Source organism: Nitratidesulfovibrio sp. SRB-5 (assembly GCF_019931275.1).
Classification (GTDB): Bacteria; Desulfobacterota; Desulfovibrionia; order Desulfovibrionales; family Desulfovibrionaceae; genus Cupidesulfovibrio.
Map to the genome: position 1 here is coordinate 378757 of NZ_JAIOTY010000001.1, position 13814 is coordinate 392570.

At 68.4% G+C, this 13814-nt stretch carries 8 protein-coding genes; 6 read left to right on the top strand and 2 right to left on the bottom strand.

All coding sequences use genetic code 11. The features are described from left to right. Positions 1–22: 22 nt before the first annotated feature. Together K6142_RS01450 and K6142_RS01455 are read right to left on the bottom strand one after the other, a co-directional pair. The gene (locus K6142_RS01450) at positions 23–1456 is read right to left on the bottom strand and encodes a sigma-54-dependent transcriptional regulator (protein ID WP_190244837.1); all 1434 of its coding nucleotides are present in this window, start codon (positions 1454–1456) and stop codon (positions 23–25) included. Positions 1457–1466: 10 nt separating this feature from the next. After that, positions 1467–5135 carry an ATP-binding protein gene (locus tag K6142_RS01455; protein WP_190244838.1) on the bottom strand — a complete coding sequence of 1223 codons (3669 nt, stop codon included), beginning with the start codon at positions 5133–5135 and terminating at the stop codon, positions 1467–1469. A 340-nt stretch (positions 5136–5475) separates the two neighbouring features. Here K6142_RS01455 and K6142_RS01460 point away from each other — a divergent pair, with 340 nt between their 5' ends. The 6 genes from K6142_RS01460 (at position 5476) to K6142_RS01485 (ending at position 13799) form a co-directional block, all read left to right on the top strand. Further along, positions 5476–5763, top strand: a complete 288-nt coding sequence (locus K6142_RS01460; RefSeq protein WP_015946165.1) for a phage regulatory CII family protein — start codon at positions 5476–5478, stop codon at positions 5761–5763. Between the two features lie 80 nt (positions 5764–5843). Beyond that, on the top strand, positions 5844–8069 hold the full coding sequence (locus tag K6142_RS01465) for an ATP-binding protein (RefSeq protein ID WP_223290344.1): 2226 nt from the start codon (positions 5844–5846) through the stop codon (positions 8067–8069). A gap of 56 nt (positions 8070–8125) precedes the next feature. Further along, complete coding sequence (locus tag K6142_RS01470) at positions 8126–8578, top strand: response regulator (RefSeq protein ID WP_190244839.1); 453 nt, start codon at positions 8126–8128, stop codon at positions 8576–8578. A 135-nt stretch (positions 8579–8713) separates the two neighbouring features. Then, entirely contained in the window at positions 8714–11497 is a 2784-nt protein-coding gene (locus K6142_RS01475; RefSeq protein ID WP_190244840.1) for a PAS domain S-box protein, read from the top strand. Positions 11498–11566: 69 nt separating this feature from the next. Then, a complete protein-coding gene (locus tag K6142_RS01480; protein ID WP_190244841.1) occupies positions 11567–13360 on the top strand; it encodes a methyl-accepting chemotaxis protein in 1794 nt (597 codons plus the stop codon). Positions 13361–13433: 73 nt separating this feature from the next. Then, a complete protein-coding gene (locus tag K6142_RS01485; RefSeq protein ID WP_190244842.1) occupies positions 13434–13799 on the top strand; it encodes a response regulator transcription factor in 366 nt (121 codons plus the stop codon). The last annotated feature ends 15 nt before the right edge of the window (positions 13800–13814 follow it).

Here is a 13814-nt window from a genome sequence, read left to right on the forward strand (position 1 = left end):
ATGGGGAGTTGGGAACCGTCGGCTAGCGCAGCTTGCGCAGCAGCCGGTAGAACTGCGCGCGCGAAAGGCCCGAAAGCTGCTGGGCCTTGGCCATGTCGCCGCCCGCATAGGCCAGCAGGTTCTGGAAATAGTCCACGGCGGCGCGCTCCAGCGCCACGTCGCGGTAGGTCATCCAGGTGGGGATGGACAGCCCTGCCAGGGGCAGGTCGGGCGAATCGGACTCGGCATGGTCCGTGTTGTCCGTGTGGTCCGTGTGATCGGGCCGCATGCCTTCGGCGGTGGCGCGCATGTGGCGTACCCGGATGTGCTCCGGCAGGTGCACCGGGTACAGGGTGCGCACGCCGTCCGCAAAGGCGATCATGGTTTCCATGGTGTTGCGCAATTCCCGCACGTTGCCCGGCCAGTGGTGCGCGCCAAGGGCCCGCAGCAGTTCCTGGGTCAGGATGCGCGAGGGCAGGTTGTTGCGTTCGCAGTACTGGTGCACGAAATGCTCGCCCAGGGGGCGCAGGTCGTCCTCTCGCTGGCGCAGCGGGGGCAGGGCGATGTGCATGGACCGTACCCGGTACAGCAGATCCTCGCGGAATTCCCCCCGCCGGACCATCAGCGAGAGGTCGCGGTTGGTGGCGGCCAGCAGCCGGAAGTCGCATTCCACTTCCAGCCTGCCTCCCACGGGTCGAAAGCGCCGTTCCTGCAACACGCGCAGGAAGGTTTTCTGCAAGGTGGGAGACAATTCGCCGATCTCGTCCAGAAACAGCGTGCCGCCCGAAGCCTGGCGGATCAGCCCTTCGGCGTCGCGGTCGGCCCCGGTGAAGGCCCCGCGCACATGGCCGAACAGCACGCTTTCGGTCAGGTTTTCCGGCAGGGCTGCACAGTCCACCACCACGAAGGGGCGTCCGGCCCGGTCACTGTTCTCGTGGATGGCCCGCGCGGCCAGTTCCTTGCCGGTGCCCGTTTCTCCGGTAATCAGCACCGGCACGTCGCTGTGCGCCGCCTTGGCCACCAGGTCCAGGCATTCCATGAAGGCGGGGCTGGTGCCCACGAGGCCTGCGGGGTTGAACTGCCGCCCCTGCTGGGCGGTGCGGGCCAGTTTTTCGTTGCGGAATTCCAGTGCCCGCAGGATGGCCAGACGGATGGAACTGACCGGCGCGCCCTTGGTGATGTAATCCCACGCGCCGTTGCGTACGGCCATTTCTGCGGATTGTTCGGCATTCGCGCCGGTTATGATTATCACCTCGGGCCGGGGGGGCGATGCCACGAAGCGGGGCAGCGCCTCCAGCCCGTTGCCGTCGGGCATCATCACATCCAGCAGCACCACGTCGCCGAAGCCCGCGTCCGCATGGGCCAGCCCGTCGGCCAGCGAGGCGGCCCGCAACGGTACATGGCCCATGTCCTCGGCAAGGTCGGCCAGGGTTTCGGCCACCAGCGGATCGTCGTCTATGATGAGGATTTCAGGCATCTCTCAGGCTTTACGCCTTTTTGAACGAAACATGCAAGTGCTTCGATAATTCTTCGCCAGTGAACGGTTTTCCTATCAGGGTCAGGCCCGTCTCCGCCAGTTCTTCCGGAGGGATGTCGCATTCGTTGCCGGTGCACAGCACCAGCGGCAGTGCAAAACCGCGCGCCCGGATGGCGCGGGCCAGCTCCGTGCCGGAACCGCCGGGCATGCGCAGATCCAGCAGGGCCACGTCGTAGCGGCCTGCCGCCAGCAGTTGCAAGGCGTCGCTCGCATCGCTGGTGCCGGTGGACCGGTGGCCGAGGGCATGCAGCATTTCCGCCACGGACTGGCGGAAGTCGTGCTCGTCGTCCACCACCAGCACATGCAGCGGACGCTCCTGCGGCGTGTCGGGCACGTGTTCCGGAGCGGTGGCTGCGGGGGCGGCACCTGCTTCCGCAGCCGCCAGCATGTCTGCAAGGGGCAGCAGCACGTCGAAGCACGCCCCCTGCTCCGGCTGGGAATGGGCGCGCACCGTGCCGCCATGTTGGCGGACGATGCCGTGCACCATGCTGAGCCCAAGGCCTGATCCCATGCCCTGCGGCTTGGTGGTGAAGAACGGCTCGAATACCCGCTCCAGTTGGGCGGCGGTCATGCCCTGACCGGAATCGGCCACCGAAAGGCATGCGTACCGTCCGGGCGACAGCTCCGGGTAGCCGCGCAGCACCTCGTCGCCGCCAAGGACCAGCGCTGCCAGCGAAACGTCCAGCACGCCGCCGTCGGGCATGGCATGCACGGCGTTGGTGCACAGGTTCAGCAGCACCTGGTGTATCTGGGTGATGTCGCCATGCACCGGCAGCGGGGCGACGGGCAGCAGGGTGCGCAGGGTGACGCTGGCCGGGATGGACGGTTTGACCATGTGCAGGGCGTCGGCCACGGTGCGGCACAGGTCCAGGGTGGCGTAGGGTTCGTCCGCCGGGCGACCGAAGGCCAGCAACTGGCGCACCACGTCGCGCGCCCGCAATGCGGCGCGCAGGATGCGGTCGGCGCGGGTGGCGGCCCTGCCGGTAAGCCCCGTGTCGCGCAGCATTTCGATGTTGCTCATGATCACGCCAAGGATGTTGTTGAAATCGTGGGCGATACCCCCGGCAAGGGTGCCCACGGCCTCCATCTTCTGGGCCTGGCGCAGTTGCCGCTCCAGCGCTACTTCGTGGGCCACGTCCTCGGCCAGCCAGGCCACCCGGTGCACGCGGCCCGTTTCGTCGGTGATGGGGTACAGGGTGTGTTCGAATATGTGGATGCTTCGCGCATCCCGGAACGTGGCCGGGGTTGCCGTTGCCACCACGCTGGACAGCACATTGGTCCGCCTGTCGCGCAGGTCATGGGGAACGTAATTCCCCAGCGCCCGCCCCAGCATGGCGTCCGGAGTGGTGCCCAGGCGACCGGCGCCGGTGGCGTTGCAGGCCAGCACCCGGCCCGCAGGGTCGAGCAGGAAGGCGCTGAGGCGCGGCGCGTTGAGCAGGGCGCGCAGGTTGGCCTCGCTCTCGCGCAGCGACTGCTGTTGCATGATCCGGGCAAAGGCGCTGCCGCCCTGGGCGGCCACGGCCTCCACATGGTGGCGGGCGGCCTTGCGCATGGGGCCGGGGCCGCGCGTGCCCGTCAGCAGGCAGGCAACGGCCCGGCCCTCGTGCAGAATGGGCAGGAGGTGGGCGCAGCAGACGGACGAGGCGGCGGCCAGCGCGTCCAACTCCACGTCACCGGTAAGCATGCAGCATGATTCCTGTTCGGGCGGCGTCTCGGGCACGGGGCGGCCCGCCTCCATCAGGCGCGTGGCCGGGGTGCCCGAAGGCAGGCAGCGCACCCTGTCCAGTACCGCCGGATTGAACCCCTGCGCCGCCACCAGCCGCCATTCGTGTCGCGCGTCACCACCGCGTGCGCCGTGCCCGGCGGGGTCTTCGGGCCGGTCGGGCCGGTCGGGAAGGTCGGGCCGGTCGGGAAGGTCGGGCAGATCCACCCGCAGCCATGCCGCGCCCGCGTCCACGCTTTCGGCGCGCAGGGCGGTGCGCAGGCACAACCCCAGGCAGTCCTCCACCGTGGTGGTAATGCCAAGCGCCAGCAGCAGGTCGCGTTGCAGGCGCAGCAGTTCATCGCGCTGGCGTTGCTCGGTGATGTCCTGAACCATGCCGTGCACCATTACGGGGGACTTGTGTCCGGTACGGGGCGGAATATCGAAGGTTACCAGCTGCCGGGCGTGGCGATACTGCCCCGAGGGGCTCCGGTAGCGGTATTCAATGATGGTATCGATATGATGTGCCATGGCGTGGTGGCACTGTTCGGCTATCCGCATCCTGTCGTCGGGATGGATGCACTCGAAGAACCGCGCGAACGAAGGCGCTTCCGCTGCCACGGGAAAATCGAACATCCGGAACAGGTTGTCCGACCATTGCCCTCTGCCGGTTTCCAGGTCGCGCCAATAGCTGCCCAGCTGGCCGGCTCGTTCGCCGTGTTCCAGCAAGTCGCGGCTGCGGCGCAGGGCCAGTTCGGCCCGGCGGCGTTCGGCCACTTCGTGCCGCAGCAACTGGTTGGCGCGGCGCAGCTGGGCGGTGCGCTTGCGGATGCGGTTGTCCAGGCCGCGCAGGGCCCTGCGCGTGGCCTCGGCGGTGCGGGCCGCCTGCAACAGGTGCGCGGTGGTATGGGCAAGCCCTTCCAGTTGCATGTCGGTGATGGGGTCCAGGGCGGGCAGGTGCACGCCCAGCACCCCGCCGGAAATGCCCTGGCCGATGCGGATGGCGTAGGCGGTGAACATGCCGCAATCGCAGGACAGGGGGGCGTCGGCTTCCGGCGTTGCGTGCAGCACCGGGCGCCGCGTGCTGGCCGAGGCGGCGCGGCCCACCGGGCCATGCCGGAAGGGAATGCGGATGATGCGCGGGTCGGGCTGGGCCTGTTCCGCCGCGGCGGACTGGCAGGAGGACAAGGCCGGTTCCTCCACCACCATGTGCAGGCAGACCGGTGGGGTGCGCGGCGCCGTGGGGCATGGAGCCCCGGCGTGAGGGCATTGGGCGCAGCGGTCACCTTGCCGGGCCAGCCAGATGCGGCAGGACCCGGCACCGAAGATGGCCAGGATTTCCCGTGCCAGCAGGCGCAGCTTTTCCTCCGGCGCTCCGCTGTGGATGAGCGCGGCGCGCAGGTCGTTGAGCCGCTGCACCCGTTCCACGCGCTGCGCGGAATCGTGCAGGAACGACACGTCATGCACCACCGAATGCAGCAGAACCCGGCCATTCAGCCACACCGGACCGCTGTGCACTTCCACCTCGCGCTCCAGGCCCGAGGCTGCCCGGTGCCGGAACCGGAAGGCCGTGCGTTCGCGGTGGAAGGCCTCGTCCATGTGCACGGCCAGTTGGTCTTCGTCCAGAGTGTTGATGGCGGCTATGGGCATGCCCGCCATGCGTTCGCGCGGGTGGCCATAGAAGCGGCAGGCGGAGGGATTGGCGTCCACGATGGTGCCGTTTTCCGGGTCCACCAGCAGCATGGGGGCCACGCTGTGCTCGAAGAGAGGAATGGGGTCGCCCTGCCGGTCGGGGGGCAGTCTTTCGGGATTGGCCGGATGGTTCGGCCCCGCGGCGGAAGCCGCGTCGGGCGAAGGCGCCTGCCCGGCCTGCTCTGCCTGTCCAGACTGGCGGGCTTCATGATCCTGACGAGACATGGGGGAAACCTCGCGATGGCCGGGAGTCTGCCCGCGCCCTTTTCCGGGTTCGCCCGGAGTCGAAGCTTGCGGTCATGGCAGGCATGTCCGCAAGCCTGGTGGCACAACGGGAAGAGGGGTTGTCTCACCAGGTGATATAGAGTCTCGCGTTATGAGACGCAAATCTCATATCCGGATACAGGCTTAGAGATAGCGCTCCCCGTCGAAAAGAGCAACCATAGCAGAAACAGCAAGTTGCAGAAAATTAAGGCAGGCGCAGTGTCCGCTTGCTCCGCCCTGTTGCCCGGCATGGTTCTTGATATCTCCGGCAGGTCGGCCAACGTCGGCCGCAGGAGGGAACATGTCCGAGAAGTGGATCACCAGAATGGTGCAGGGGGCGGTGCTCAGCAGCAGGAGCCAGGCGCGCGAAGTGGCACGCACCATCGGCAAGCCCTATCCCACCCTGATGCGCGAACTGAACCCGTTCGACCTTGGGGCAAAGCTGGGCGTGGAAACGTTTTTCCAGATACTGCGCACCACCCGCGACGTGACGCCGCTGGAGCAGATAGCGCAGGAACTGGGGTACCGGCTGGCTCCGGTGGATGGCGGCGAGGAGGACCCCGGCCACGGGGCGCACCCCGGGCGGTAGGCATGCCGTCCCGGGGGAACGACACACCGCAGGGGTGGCGGCGGCGAACCGGCAGCTCCGGCCCGGCCCGACATGGGGGCATGGCGGTGCGGTTGGCGTTGCGCGCGCTGGCCGCCGTGCCTGTGCTGCTGTTGCTGCTGCTGCCTCAGGGCCTCGACTGCCTGGGGCGAGGGTCCGGCAGGGCGGCGCATGCCCCGTGGGGGGCAGCATGGGCGGCAGAGGACAGCTGGCGGCATGACGGCGCGCAAACGCAGCCCGATCCGGGGTCAAGCCCCGCCACCAAGCCGACAGGGTCCATGAGGAACGGCAACGGGCTGCCGTCCGACGCCCCGGAACTGCACATCGGCCTGCTGACCACCTATCCGCCGCTCAGCTACATGGTGGAGGGGGTGCCAGCGGGCTTCGCGCGCGATCTGGCCGAGGCCGTGGCCCAGGCGGCTGGCCGCAGGGTGGTGTTCCTGGCCGACGACAGCGGCGTGGCCCTGCGGAGCGACCTGGCCGAGGGCAAGGTGGACGTGCTGGCCCTGGTGGCGGAAACGCCGGAGCGTCAGACGCAGCTGGAATTCAGCGAACCCGGCCTGGAAGTGGCGGAGCGCATCTACGTGCGGCGCGACAGCGGCGTCCACCCGCGCGGCGTGGCCGATCTTTCCGGGCTGCTGGTGGCCGTGGTGGAGAGCCATGCCAGCCACCAGTACCTGCGGAACATGCCCGGCCAGCGGCTGCTGCCGGTGCCCACCCCGCTGGATGCCGTGATGGCCGTGGCCTGGGGGCGGGCCGACGCCCTGGTGGCGCCCGAACCGGTGGTGGAGCACATCATTCGCCGCCTGCCCACGGACGCCCCCCTGGAACCTTCCGGCCAGCCGTTGCGCACGTTGCGGTTTTCGTTCGGCGCGGCCAAGGGCAACACCCCCCTTGTGGCCGTACTGAACGAGGCCCTCGTCAAGGTGCGCGCTTCCGGCGAATACGACAAGCTGTACAGCCGCTGGTTCGGCGGCAACGTGCTGTCGCGCTATACCGACCGCGAACTGCTGCTGGCCGGTGCGGCCTTTGCGTTGCTGACCGTGTTCCTGGGGGCCTCGGTGGTGCTGCTGTCGCGCACGGTGCGCCTGCGCCGCGACGTGGAGGCGGGCACCGTGGCCACGCGCGAGGCGCGGGCATCCATGCTGCGCGAGGCCATCAGCAGGCAGCGGGCCGAGCAGGAGGCGGAGCGCTTCTTCGCCCTGTCGCTGGACCCGGTGGCCATCGTCACCCAGCAGGGTGCGCTGCGTCGGGTGAACCCGGCATGGGTGCGGCTGTTCGGCTTTTTGCCGGAAGAAGTGACCGGGCACCCGTTTCTGGATTTCGTGCACCCGGACGACATGCATGCCAGCCGCCCGTTGCTGGTGGGCGGCATGAACGGTCTCGCGGGGGTGGCGGCCACCCCGGTGGAAAATCGCTTCCGCTGCAAGGACGGGGTGTACCGCTGGCTTGCCTGGGCCTCGGTGGTCTTGCCCGAGGAAGGTCTGGTCTACCTGTCCGGGCGCGACGTGACCCAGCGCAAGGAGGCGGAACTGCACCTTGAGCGCCAGGCCGAGGAGTTGCGCCGCTCCAACGCGGAACTGGAGCAGTTCGCCTACATCGCCTCGCACGACCTGCAGGAGCCGCTGCGCAAGATCGCAAGCTTTCTCGACCTGCTGGCCAAGCGCTACGTGGGACGGCTGGACAGCGATGCCGACGAGTTCATCGGCTTTGCCGTGGACGCCGCCCGCCGCATGAAGGACATGATCGAGGACCTGCTGGCCTATTCGCGGGTCAGCACGCAGGGGCGGGATTTCGAGGACACGGACATGGAAAAGGTGGTGGACACCGTGCTTTCGGATCTTGGCCTGCTGTTCGAGGAAGCCGGGGCCACGGTGGAACGGGGCCCGCTGCCCATGATCCGGGCCGACCGGGTGCAGATGGAGCAGTTGCTGCGCAACCTGCTGGGCAACGCGGTGAAGTACCGGTCGGAGGCGCCCCCGAGCATTTCCATCGGGGCGGAGCGGGCCACGGGCGACGGGCACCCCGGCGGGGCGTGGGTATTTCATGTGCGCGACAACGGCATCGGCATGAAGCCGGAGCATTTCGAACGCATCTTCCGGGTGTTCCAGCGGCTGCACGGGCCGGGGCGCTATCCGGGCACCGGCATTGGCCTTGCGGTGTGCAAGAAGATCGTGGAGCGGCACGGCGGCACCATCGACGTGGAATCGGCACCGGGCAAGGGCAGCACCTTCCGCTTCATGATGCCAGACAGGCACGGCGGGCAGGTCGGGCAGCAGATGCCGTAGCAGCCGCCATCGGCCACGGGTTGCACCAATCGAACAAGACTGCACGGGAGAAAGACATGAGTGGCATGCATCAGGCAAGACTCATCGACATCCTGCTGGTGGAGGACGATCCCGGCGACGTGCGCCTGACGCGCGAGGCGCTGAAAGGCAACCGCGTGTCCAACCGGCTGTTCGTGGTCGAGGACGGCGAGGAAGCCATGGCCTTTCTGCGGCGCGAAGGCCAGTACGCCGACGCGCCCCGCCCCGACCTTGTGCTGCTGGACCTGAACCTGCCGCGCAAGAACGGGCGCGAGGTGTTGGAAGAAATCAAGAAATCTCCGGAGCTGCGCACCATTCCTGTGGTGGTGCTGACCACCTCGCGGCAGGAGCGCGACATCCTGCACGCCTACGACCTCAACGCCAACTGCTACATAACCAAACCCGTGGGCTGGGAGCAGTTTCTGGAGGTGGTGGGGCAGATCGAGCATTTCTGGATGGGCATCGTGACGTTGCCGGTGAAGGGGGACTGAAGGCGGGGCCACATGGCGGACGGCCCGGCCTTGGCGTCGTGTCCATGTTCGGCACGGCTGCGGATCAGTCCACGGCGTGTGCACAACGCACGCCGGAATACACCGGAATAACTCCGGAAGTCCATCGGAGGCTTCATGGATCAGGGGCAGGTGCGCATACTGTTGTTCGAGGACGACTCCGGCGATGCCAGGCTGTTCAGGCTGCTGCTTGCCGGGTCGGGCCTGCGGCATGCCATCGAGCGGGCGGAAACGCTGGCCGAGGGCCTTGCCCTGCTGGGCGGCGGCGCATTCGACGTGGCCCTGCTGGATCTCAGCCTGCCCGACAGCCAGGGGTGGGACACCCTGGGCAGCCTGGTTTCGTACGCGCCGGAACTGCCCGTCATCGTGCTGACCGGGCTTTCCAGCCCCACCTTCGCCGAAGAGGCCGTGGCGCGCGGCGCGCAGGACTACCTGCGCAAGGGCGAGGTGGCCGAGGGGCTCATCGTCCGTACCATCCGCTACGCCATCGACCGCAAGCGGGCGGAGGGCGCCCTGCGTCAGCACCGCCAGCGTCTGGAGACCATCATCAGCGCCAACCCGGACGGCATGCTGGTGGTGGACGCCGATGCCCTGGTGCGCTTCGCCAACCCTGCGGCGCTGGCCATGCTGGGACGCGGCCTGCCCGATTTGCCAGGCCTGCTGGGGCAGCCTTCGCCGGTGCCGGTGCGCGACGACGAACTGGACCTGTGCGGCGACGGCGACAATCCCTGCCTGGTGGAGGTGCGCACCGCCCCGGTGACCTGGGACGACGCCCCGGCCACCCTGGTATCCCTGCGCGACATCACCGCCCAGCGCCAGGCGGAGCGTGCCCTGCGCGAGGCCGAACTGCGCTACCGCACCATTTTCGAGCATTCGCTCGACGGCATTTCCGTCTACGAGCATCGCGACGACGGCAGCGCCCCCCGGCTGGTGGATTGCAACCGGGGCTACGAGCGCATGGCCGGGCGCACCCGCGACGACCTGCGCGACATGGACGACGTGCGCCGGTTGCAGGTGTATCTGGGGGGGCGCAAATCCCCGGAGCCCTTCCGTGACGACGGCGGGCTGCGCGGCCCGCAGAGCGCCGTGTATTCGTGGCTGCGGCCCGACGGGCGCGAGAACTGGATAGAATCGGTTTCCGTGCCCGTGCGCGATGGCGACAGGGTGCTGGTCTTCGGCATCGGGCGCGACGTCAGCCGCCGCCGCAAGCAGGAAGAGGCCTTGCAGCAGAGCGAGGCGCGCTTTCGCGCCGTGTTCGAGCATGCCCCCCTGGGGGTGTTCATCACGGATCATGACGGCAGCTACGTCAAGACCAACCGGCTGTTCAACGTGCTGCACGGCTTTGCCGCGGCGGAACTGCCATTGGGGCACTTTTCGGAACTGGTCTACGGGCACGAGGCGGGCGACGTGCGCGCGCTGTTCGCCGAACTGCACAGGGGAGAGCGCAACGGCTTCTTTCTGGAAACGCGGCATTTGCGGCGCGACGGCACGGTCTTTCCCGTGCGGCTGGCCGTGGCGGCCATCCGGGGGCGCAAGGCCGACCTGCAATACGCAGTGGGCATGCTGGAGGACATCAGCGAACGCCGCGCCGCCGAGGCGGAACTGCAAGGCTATCGCGCCCGGCTCGAGAACATGGTGCTGGAGCGCACCCGCGACCTGGAGCAGGCCCTTGGCACGGCGGAGTCCCACCGGGAGAAGATCGACCTCATCCTGCGTTCCGTGTCCGAGGGGCTGCTGGTCACCGACCCCGACCACCGGGTGTTGCTGACCAACCCGGCGGCGGAGGACATCCTGGGCCTTGCCGCCCCCGGCGATCTCGTGGCCGAGGCGGTGGCCGATCTCATAGAGGACGTGCCGCTGCGCAAGCGGCTGGTGCAGTGCCTGGACGACACCATGGGCGGCGCGCCCTGTCAGTTCGGCTTTTCGCGTCCCACGGAAGCGGGTGGCGTGCACCACTACACGGCCAGCACCTCGGAGGTGCGCGATGCGGGCGGCGGGCGCACCGGGGTGGTCACCGTGCTGCACGACGTGACCAGCGAGCGCGAACTGGACCGCATGAAGAGCGAATTCCTGACCACGGCCGCGCACGAGTTGCGCACCCCGCTCACCACCATCCTGGGGTTTTCGGAACTGCTGGTCACCGGGGGCGACATTCCCCCCGTGGAGCAGCGCCAGTACCTTGGCTACATCAACGAGCAGGCCGCGCTGGTCTCCGGCATCGTGGCGGACCTGCTGGACATTTCACGCATCGAGATGGGGCAGGGCTTCAGCCTCAAGCGCAGGCCGTGCGACCTGGTGGCGCTGATACGGCGCAAGGTGGCCGCGCACATCGTGGGCACGCGCCGCCATTCGTTCCGGCTGCTGCTGCCCGAAACGCCGGTGCCCGCCGTGGTGGACGCGGACAAGGTGGCCCAGGTGCTCGACAACGTGCTGAGCAACGCCGTCAAGTATTCCCCCGGCGGTGGCGTGGTGGAGGTGCGGCTGCGGCCCGGGCAGGACGCGCACGAAGTCAGCGTGCGCGACAACGGCATGGGCATGAGCCCGGAACAGCTTTCGCGGGTGTTCGAGAAGTTCTATCGGGGCGATGCCTCGAATACCGGCATACCCGGCACGGGCCTGGGCATGAGCATCGTGAAGCATCTCATAGAGGCGCATGGCGGCGAAGTGGCGGTGGAAAGCGCCAAGGACGTGGGCACCACGGTGCGCTTTACGTTGCCGACCGGCGCGTCCGAACCGGCCGACCACCCCGAACCGGCCGACCACCCCGGGCCGGCAGGGCCACCCGGCTCACCCGGACCGACAGGGCCACCCGGCTCACCCGGACCGACAGGGCCACCCGGCTCACCCGGGCCGGCAGGGCCACCCGGCTCACCCGGACCGGCTGGACCGGCTGGCGCGTGAACGGACAGGGCCGCTGCGTGGGGCACTGGATAACTGGCGAATGGGGCCGCACGCCCCGAAGGAGACGCCATGACCGGCGAACGTGAACGGCGTGGAGCATTCGGCATCAAGGCCAAGATCATGGCCATCGCCATTCTGGGGCCCGTGTGCATCGCCGGTGTCATGGCCGTGCAGCGCATCGGCGACATTCGCGAGGGCGCGCACGAGGCCATCCTGGAACAAAGCCGGGCCGTGGTGCTCATGGCAGAGGCCGCGCGCGACGAGATGTCGCGCAAGCTTGAAGGCGGGCTGATCCGCCCGTTCGCGGAACTGCCGCCCGACAAGGTGGTGGACGCTGTGCCGGTGATCACCGCCATCAAGATGGCCAGGGTCAATGCGGAAAAGCTGGGTTACGAATTCCGGGTGCCCAAGATGCATCCCCGCAACCAGACCAACGAACCCACGGACCTGGAACGCAGGGTTCTGGAGCAGCTTTCAGCCTCGGGCCAGCAGGAACTGATCCTGCGCGAGGCGGACCGCATCCGGTATTTCCGGGCCATCAAGCTGACGCGCGAATGCCTGTTCTGCCACGGCGACACCAAGGGCGAGCACGACGTGGTGGGCGGCATCAAGGAAGGCTGGCGCGAGGGCGAGGTGCACGGCGCCTTCGAGATCGTTTCGTCGCTGGACGCGGTGAATGCCCAGGTGCGTTCCGCCGCCCTGTCCGTGACGGGCTGGGCGCTGGGCATCGTGGCCGTGGTGGTGTCCTGCGCGTGGCTGCTGGCCAGCCGGTCCATCGCAAGGCCGCTCGAACGCATCCGCGACGTGGCCGGGCAGGTGGCCTCCGGCGACCTGACGGCGGACGTCGAGGTGAGCAGCCGGGACGAGGTGGGCAGCGTGGCCGAGGCCATCCGCACCATGACCGGCAACCTGCGCCGGGTCATCGGCGAGGTGATGGAGACCACCCGCGGCGTCACGGCGGGCAGCCGCGAACTGTCCGAGACGGCGGTGAGCATGGCCCAGGGCGCCACGGAGCAGGCCAGCGCGGTGGAAGAGGTGTCCGCCTCGGTGGAACAGATGACCTCGAACATCCAGCAGAACGCCGAGAATGCCGCCGAGACAGACCGCATCGCCCTGCGCTCGGCAGAAGACGCCCGCGAGGGCGGGCAGGCCGTGGCCCAGACCGTACGGGCCATGAAGACCATCGCGGAAAAGATATCCATCGTGCAGGAAATTGCCCGGCAGACCAACCTGCTGGCCCTCAACGCCGCCATCGAGGCGGCCCGCGCGGGCGAGCACGGCAAGGGCTTTGCCGTGGTGGCCTCAGAGGTGCGCAAGCTGGCCGAGCGCAGCGGCACGGCGGCGGCGGAAATCGGCGAGCTGTCGTCGTCCAGCGTGGCACTGGCCGAGCGCGCGGGCAGCATGCTGGGCACGCTGGTGCCCAGCATCCAGAAGACGGCGGAACTGGTGCAGGAGATCGCGGCGGGCAGCAAGGAACAGAGCGTGGGCGCGGAGCAGATCAACAAGGCCGTGCAGCAGCTCGATTCGGTGATCCAGCAGAACGCCTCCGCTTCGGAAATGATGGCCGCCACGTCGGAGGAACTGGCCGGGCAGGCCACGCAGCTGGCCCAGACCGTGGCGTTCTTCCGGCTGCCCGCGGGCGGCGGCGCGCCGTCCATGGGGCGGCCTGTTCCGTCAGTCCAGTCAGTCCAGCCGAACCACAAGGGCGGGCTGGAGATACGCCGCCAGCAGCGGGCGCACCCGTCCGCCGCCATCACCGGGGGCGGGTTGCCCGGTGACCGCTCCGCCAGGGCGGGGCAGTCCGGCGTGACCCTTGAACTTGACGAGGCCGCCACGTCCGACGCCGACTTCGAACGCTATTGAGGTCTGCCGGTCCGGAACCGCATGCGTTCGCCGGGCCGACCCCCGGTTTTGCCGCATGCAAGGGGTAGGAGCCATGAAACGGATACTCATCGCAGAGGACCAGTACGAGGTGCGTGAACTGGTGCAGGCCACGTTGCGGATAGGCAACTATCAGATATTGCAGGCTGAAAATGGCATGCAGGCGGTGGAGATGGCCCGCCTGCACCGCCCGGACCTGATCCTGATGGACGTGATGATGCCCGGCGAGATCGACGGGCTGGAAGCCACCCGGCGCATTCGGTCCGACCCGGTCACGGCGGCCTGCCGGATCATCATGCTGACCGCCAAGGGCCAGACTCAGGACCGCGAGGAAGGATTGCGCGCCGGGGCCGACGACTACTTCCCCAAGCCGTTCAGCCCGTTGGCGCTGATCCGCAAGATAGAGGAGTTTCTGGGATGAACGGGGCGCGGGACG

Bases quoted from the DNA above. Each gene is read 5' to 3' on its own strand.
- K6142_RS01450 (WP_190244837.1), bottom strand. From the start codon at position 1,456: ATGCCTGAAATCCTCATCATAGACGACGATCCGCTGGTGGCCGAAACC.
- K6142_RS01470 (WP_190244839.1), top strand. From the start codon at position 8,126: ATGAGTGGCATGCATCAGGCAAGACTCATCGACATCCTGCTGGTGGAG.
- K6142_RS01460 (WP_015946165.1), top strand. From the start codon at position 5,476: ATGTCCGAGAAGTGGATCACCAGAATGGTGCAGGGGGCGGTGCTCAGC.
- K6142_RS01465 (WP_223290344.1), top strand. From the start codon at position 5,844: ATGGCGGTGCGGTTGGCGTTGCGCGCGCTGGCCGCCGTGCCTGTGCTG.
- K6142_RS01485 (WP_190244842.1), top strand. From the start codon at position 13,434: ATGAAACGGATACTCATCGCAGAGGACCAGTACGAGGTGCGTGAACTG.
- K6142_RS01480 (WP_190244841.1), top strand. From the start codon at position 11,567: ATGACCGGCGAACGTGAACGGCGTGGAGCATTCGGCATCAAGGCCAAG.
- K6142_RS01475 (WP_190244840.1), top strand. From the start codon at position 8,714: ATGGATCAGGGGCAGGTGCGCATACTGTTGTTCGAGGACGACTCCGGC.
- K6142_RS01455 (WP_190244838.1), bottom strand. From the start codon at position 5,135: ATGTCTCGTCAGGATCATGAAGCCCGCCAGTCTGGACAGGCAGAGCAG.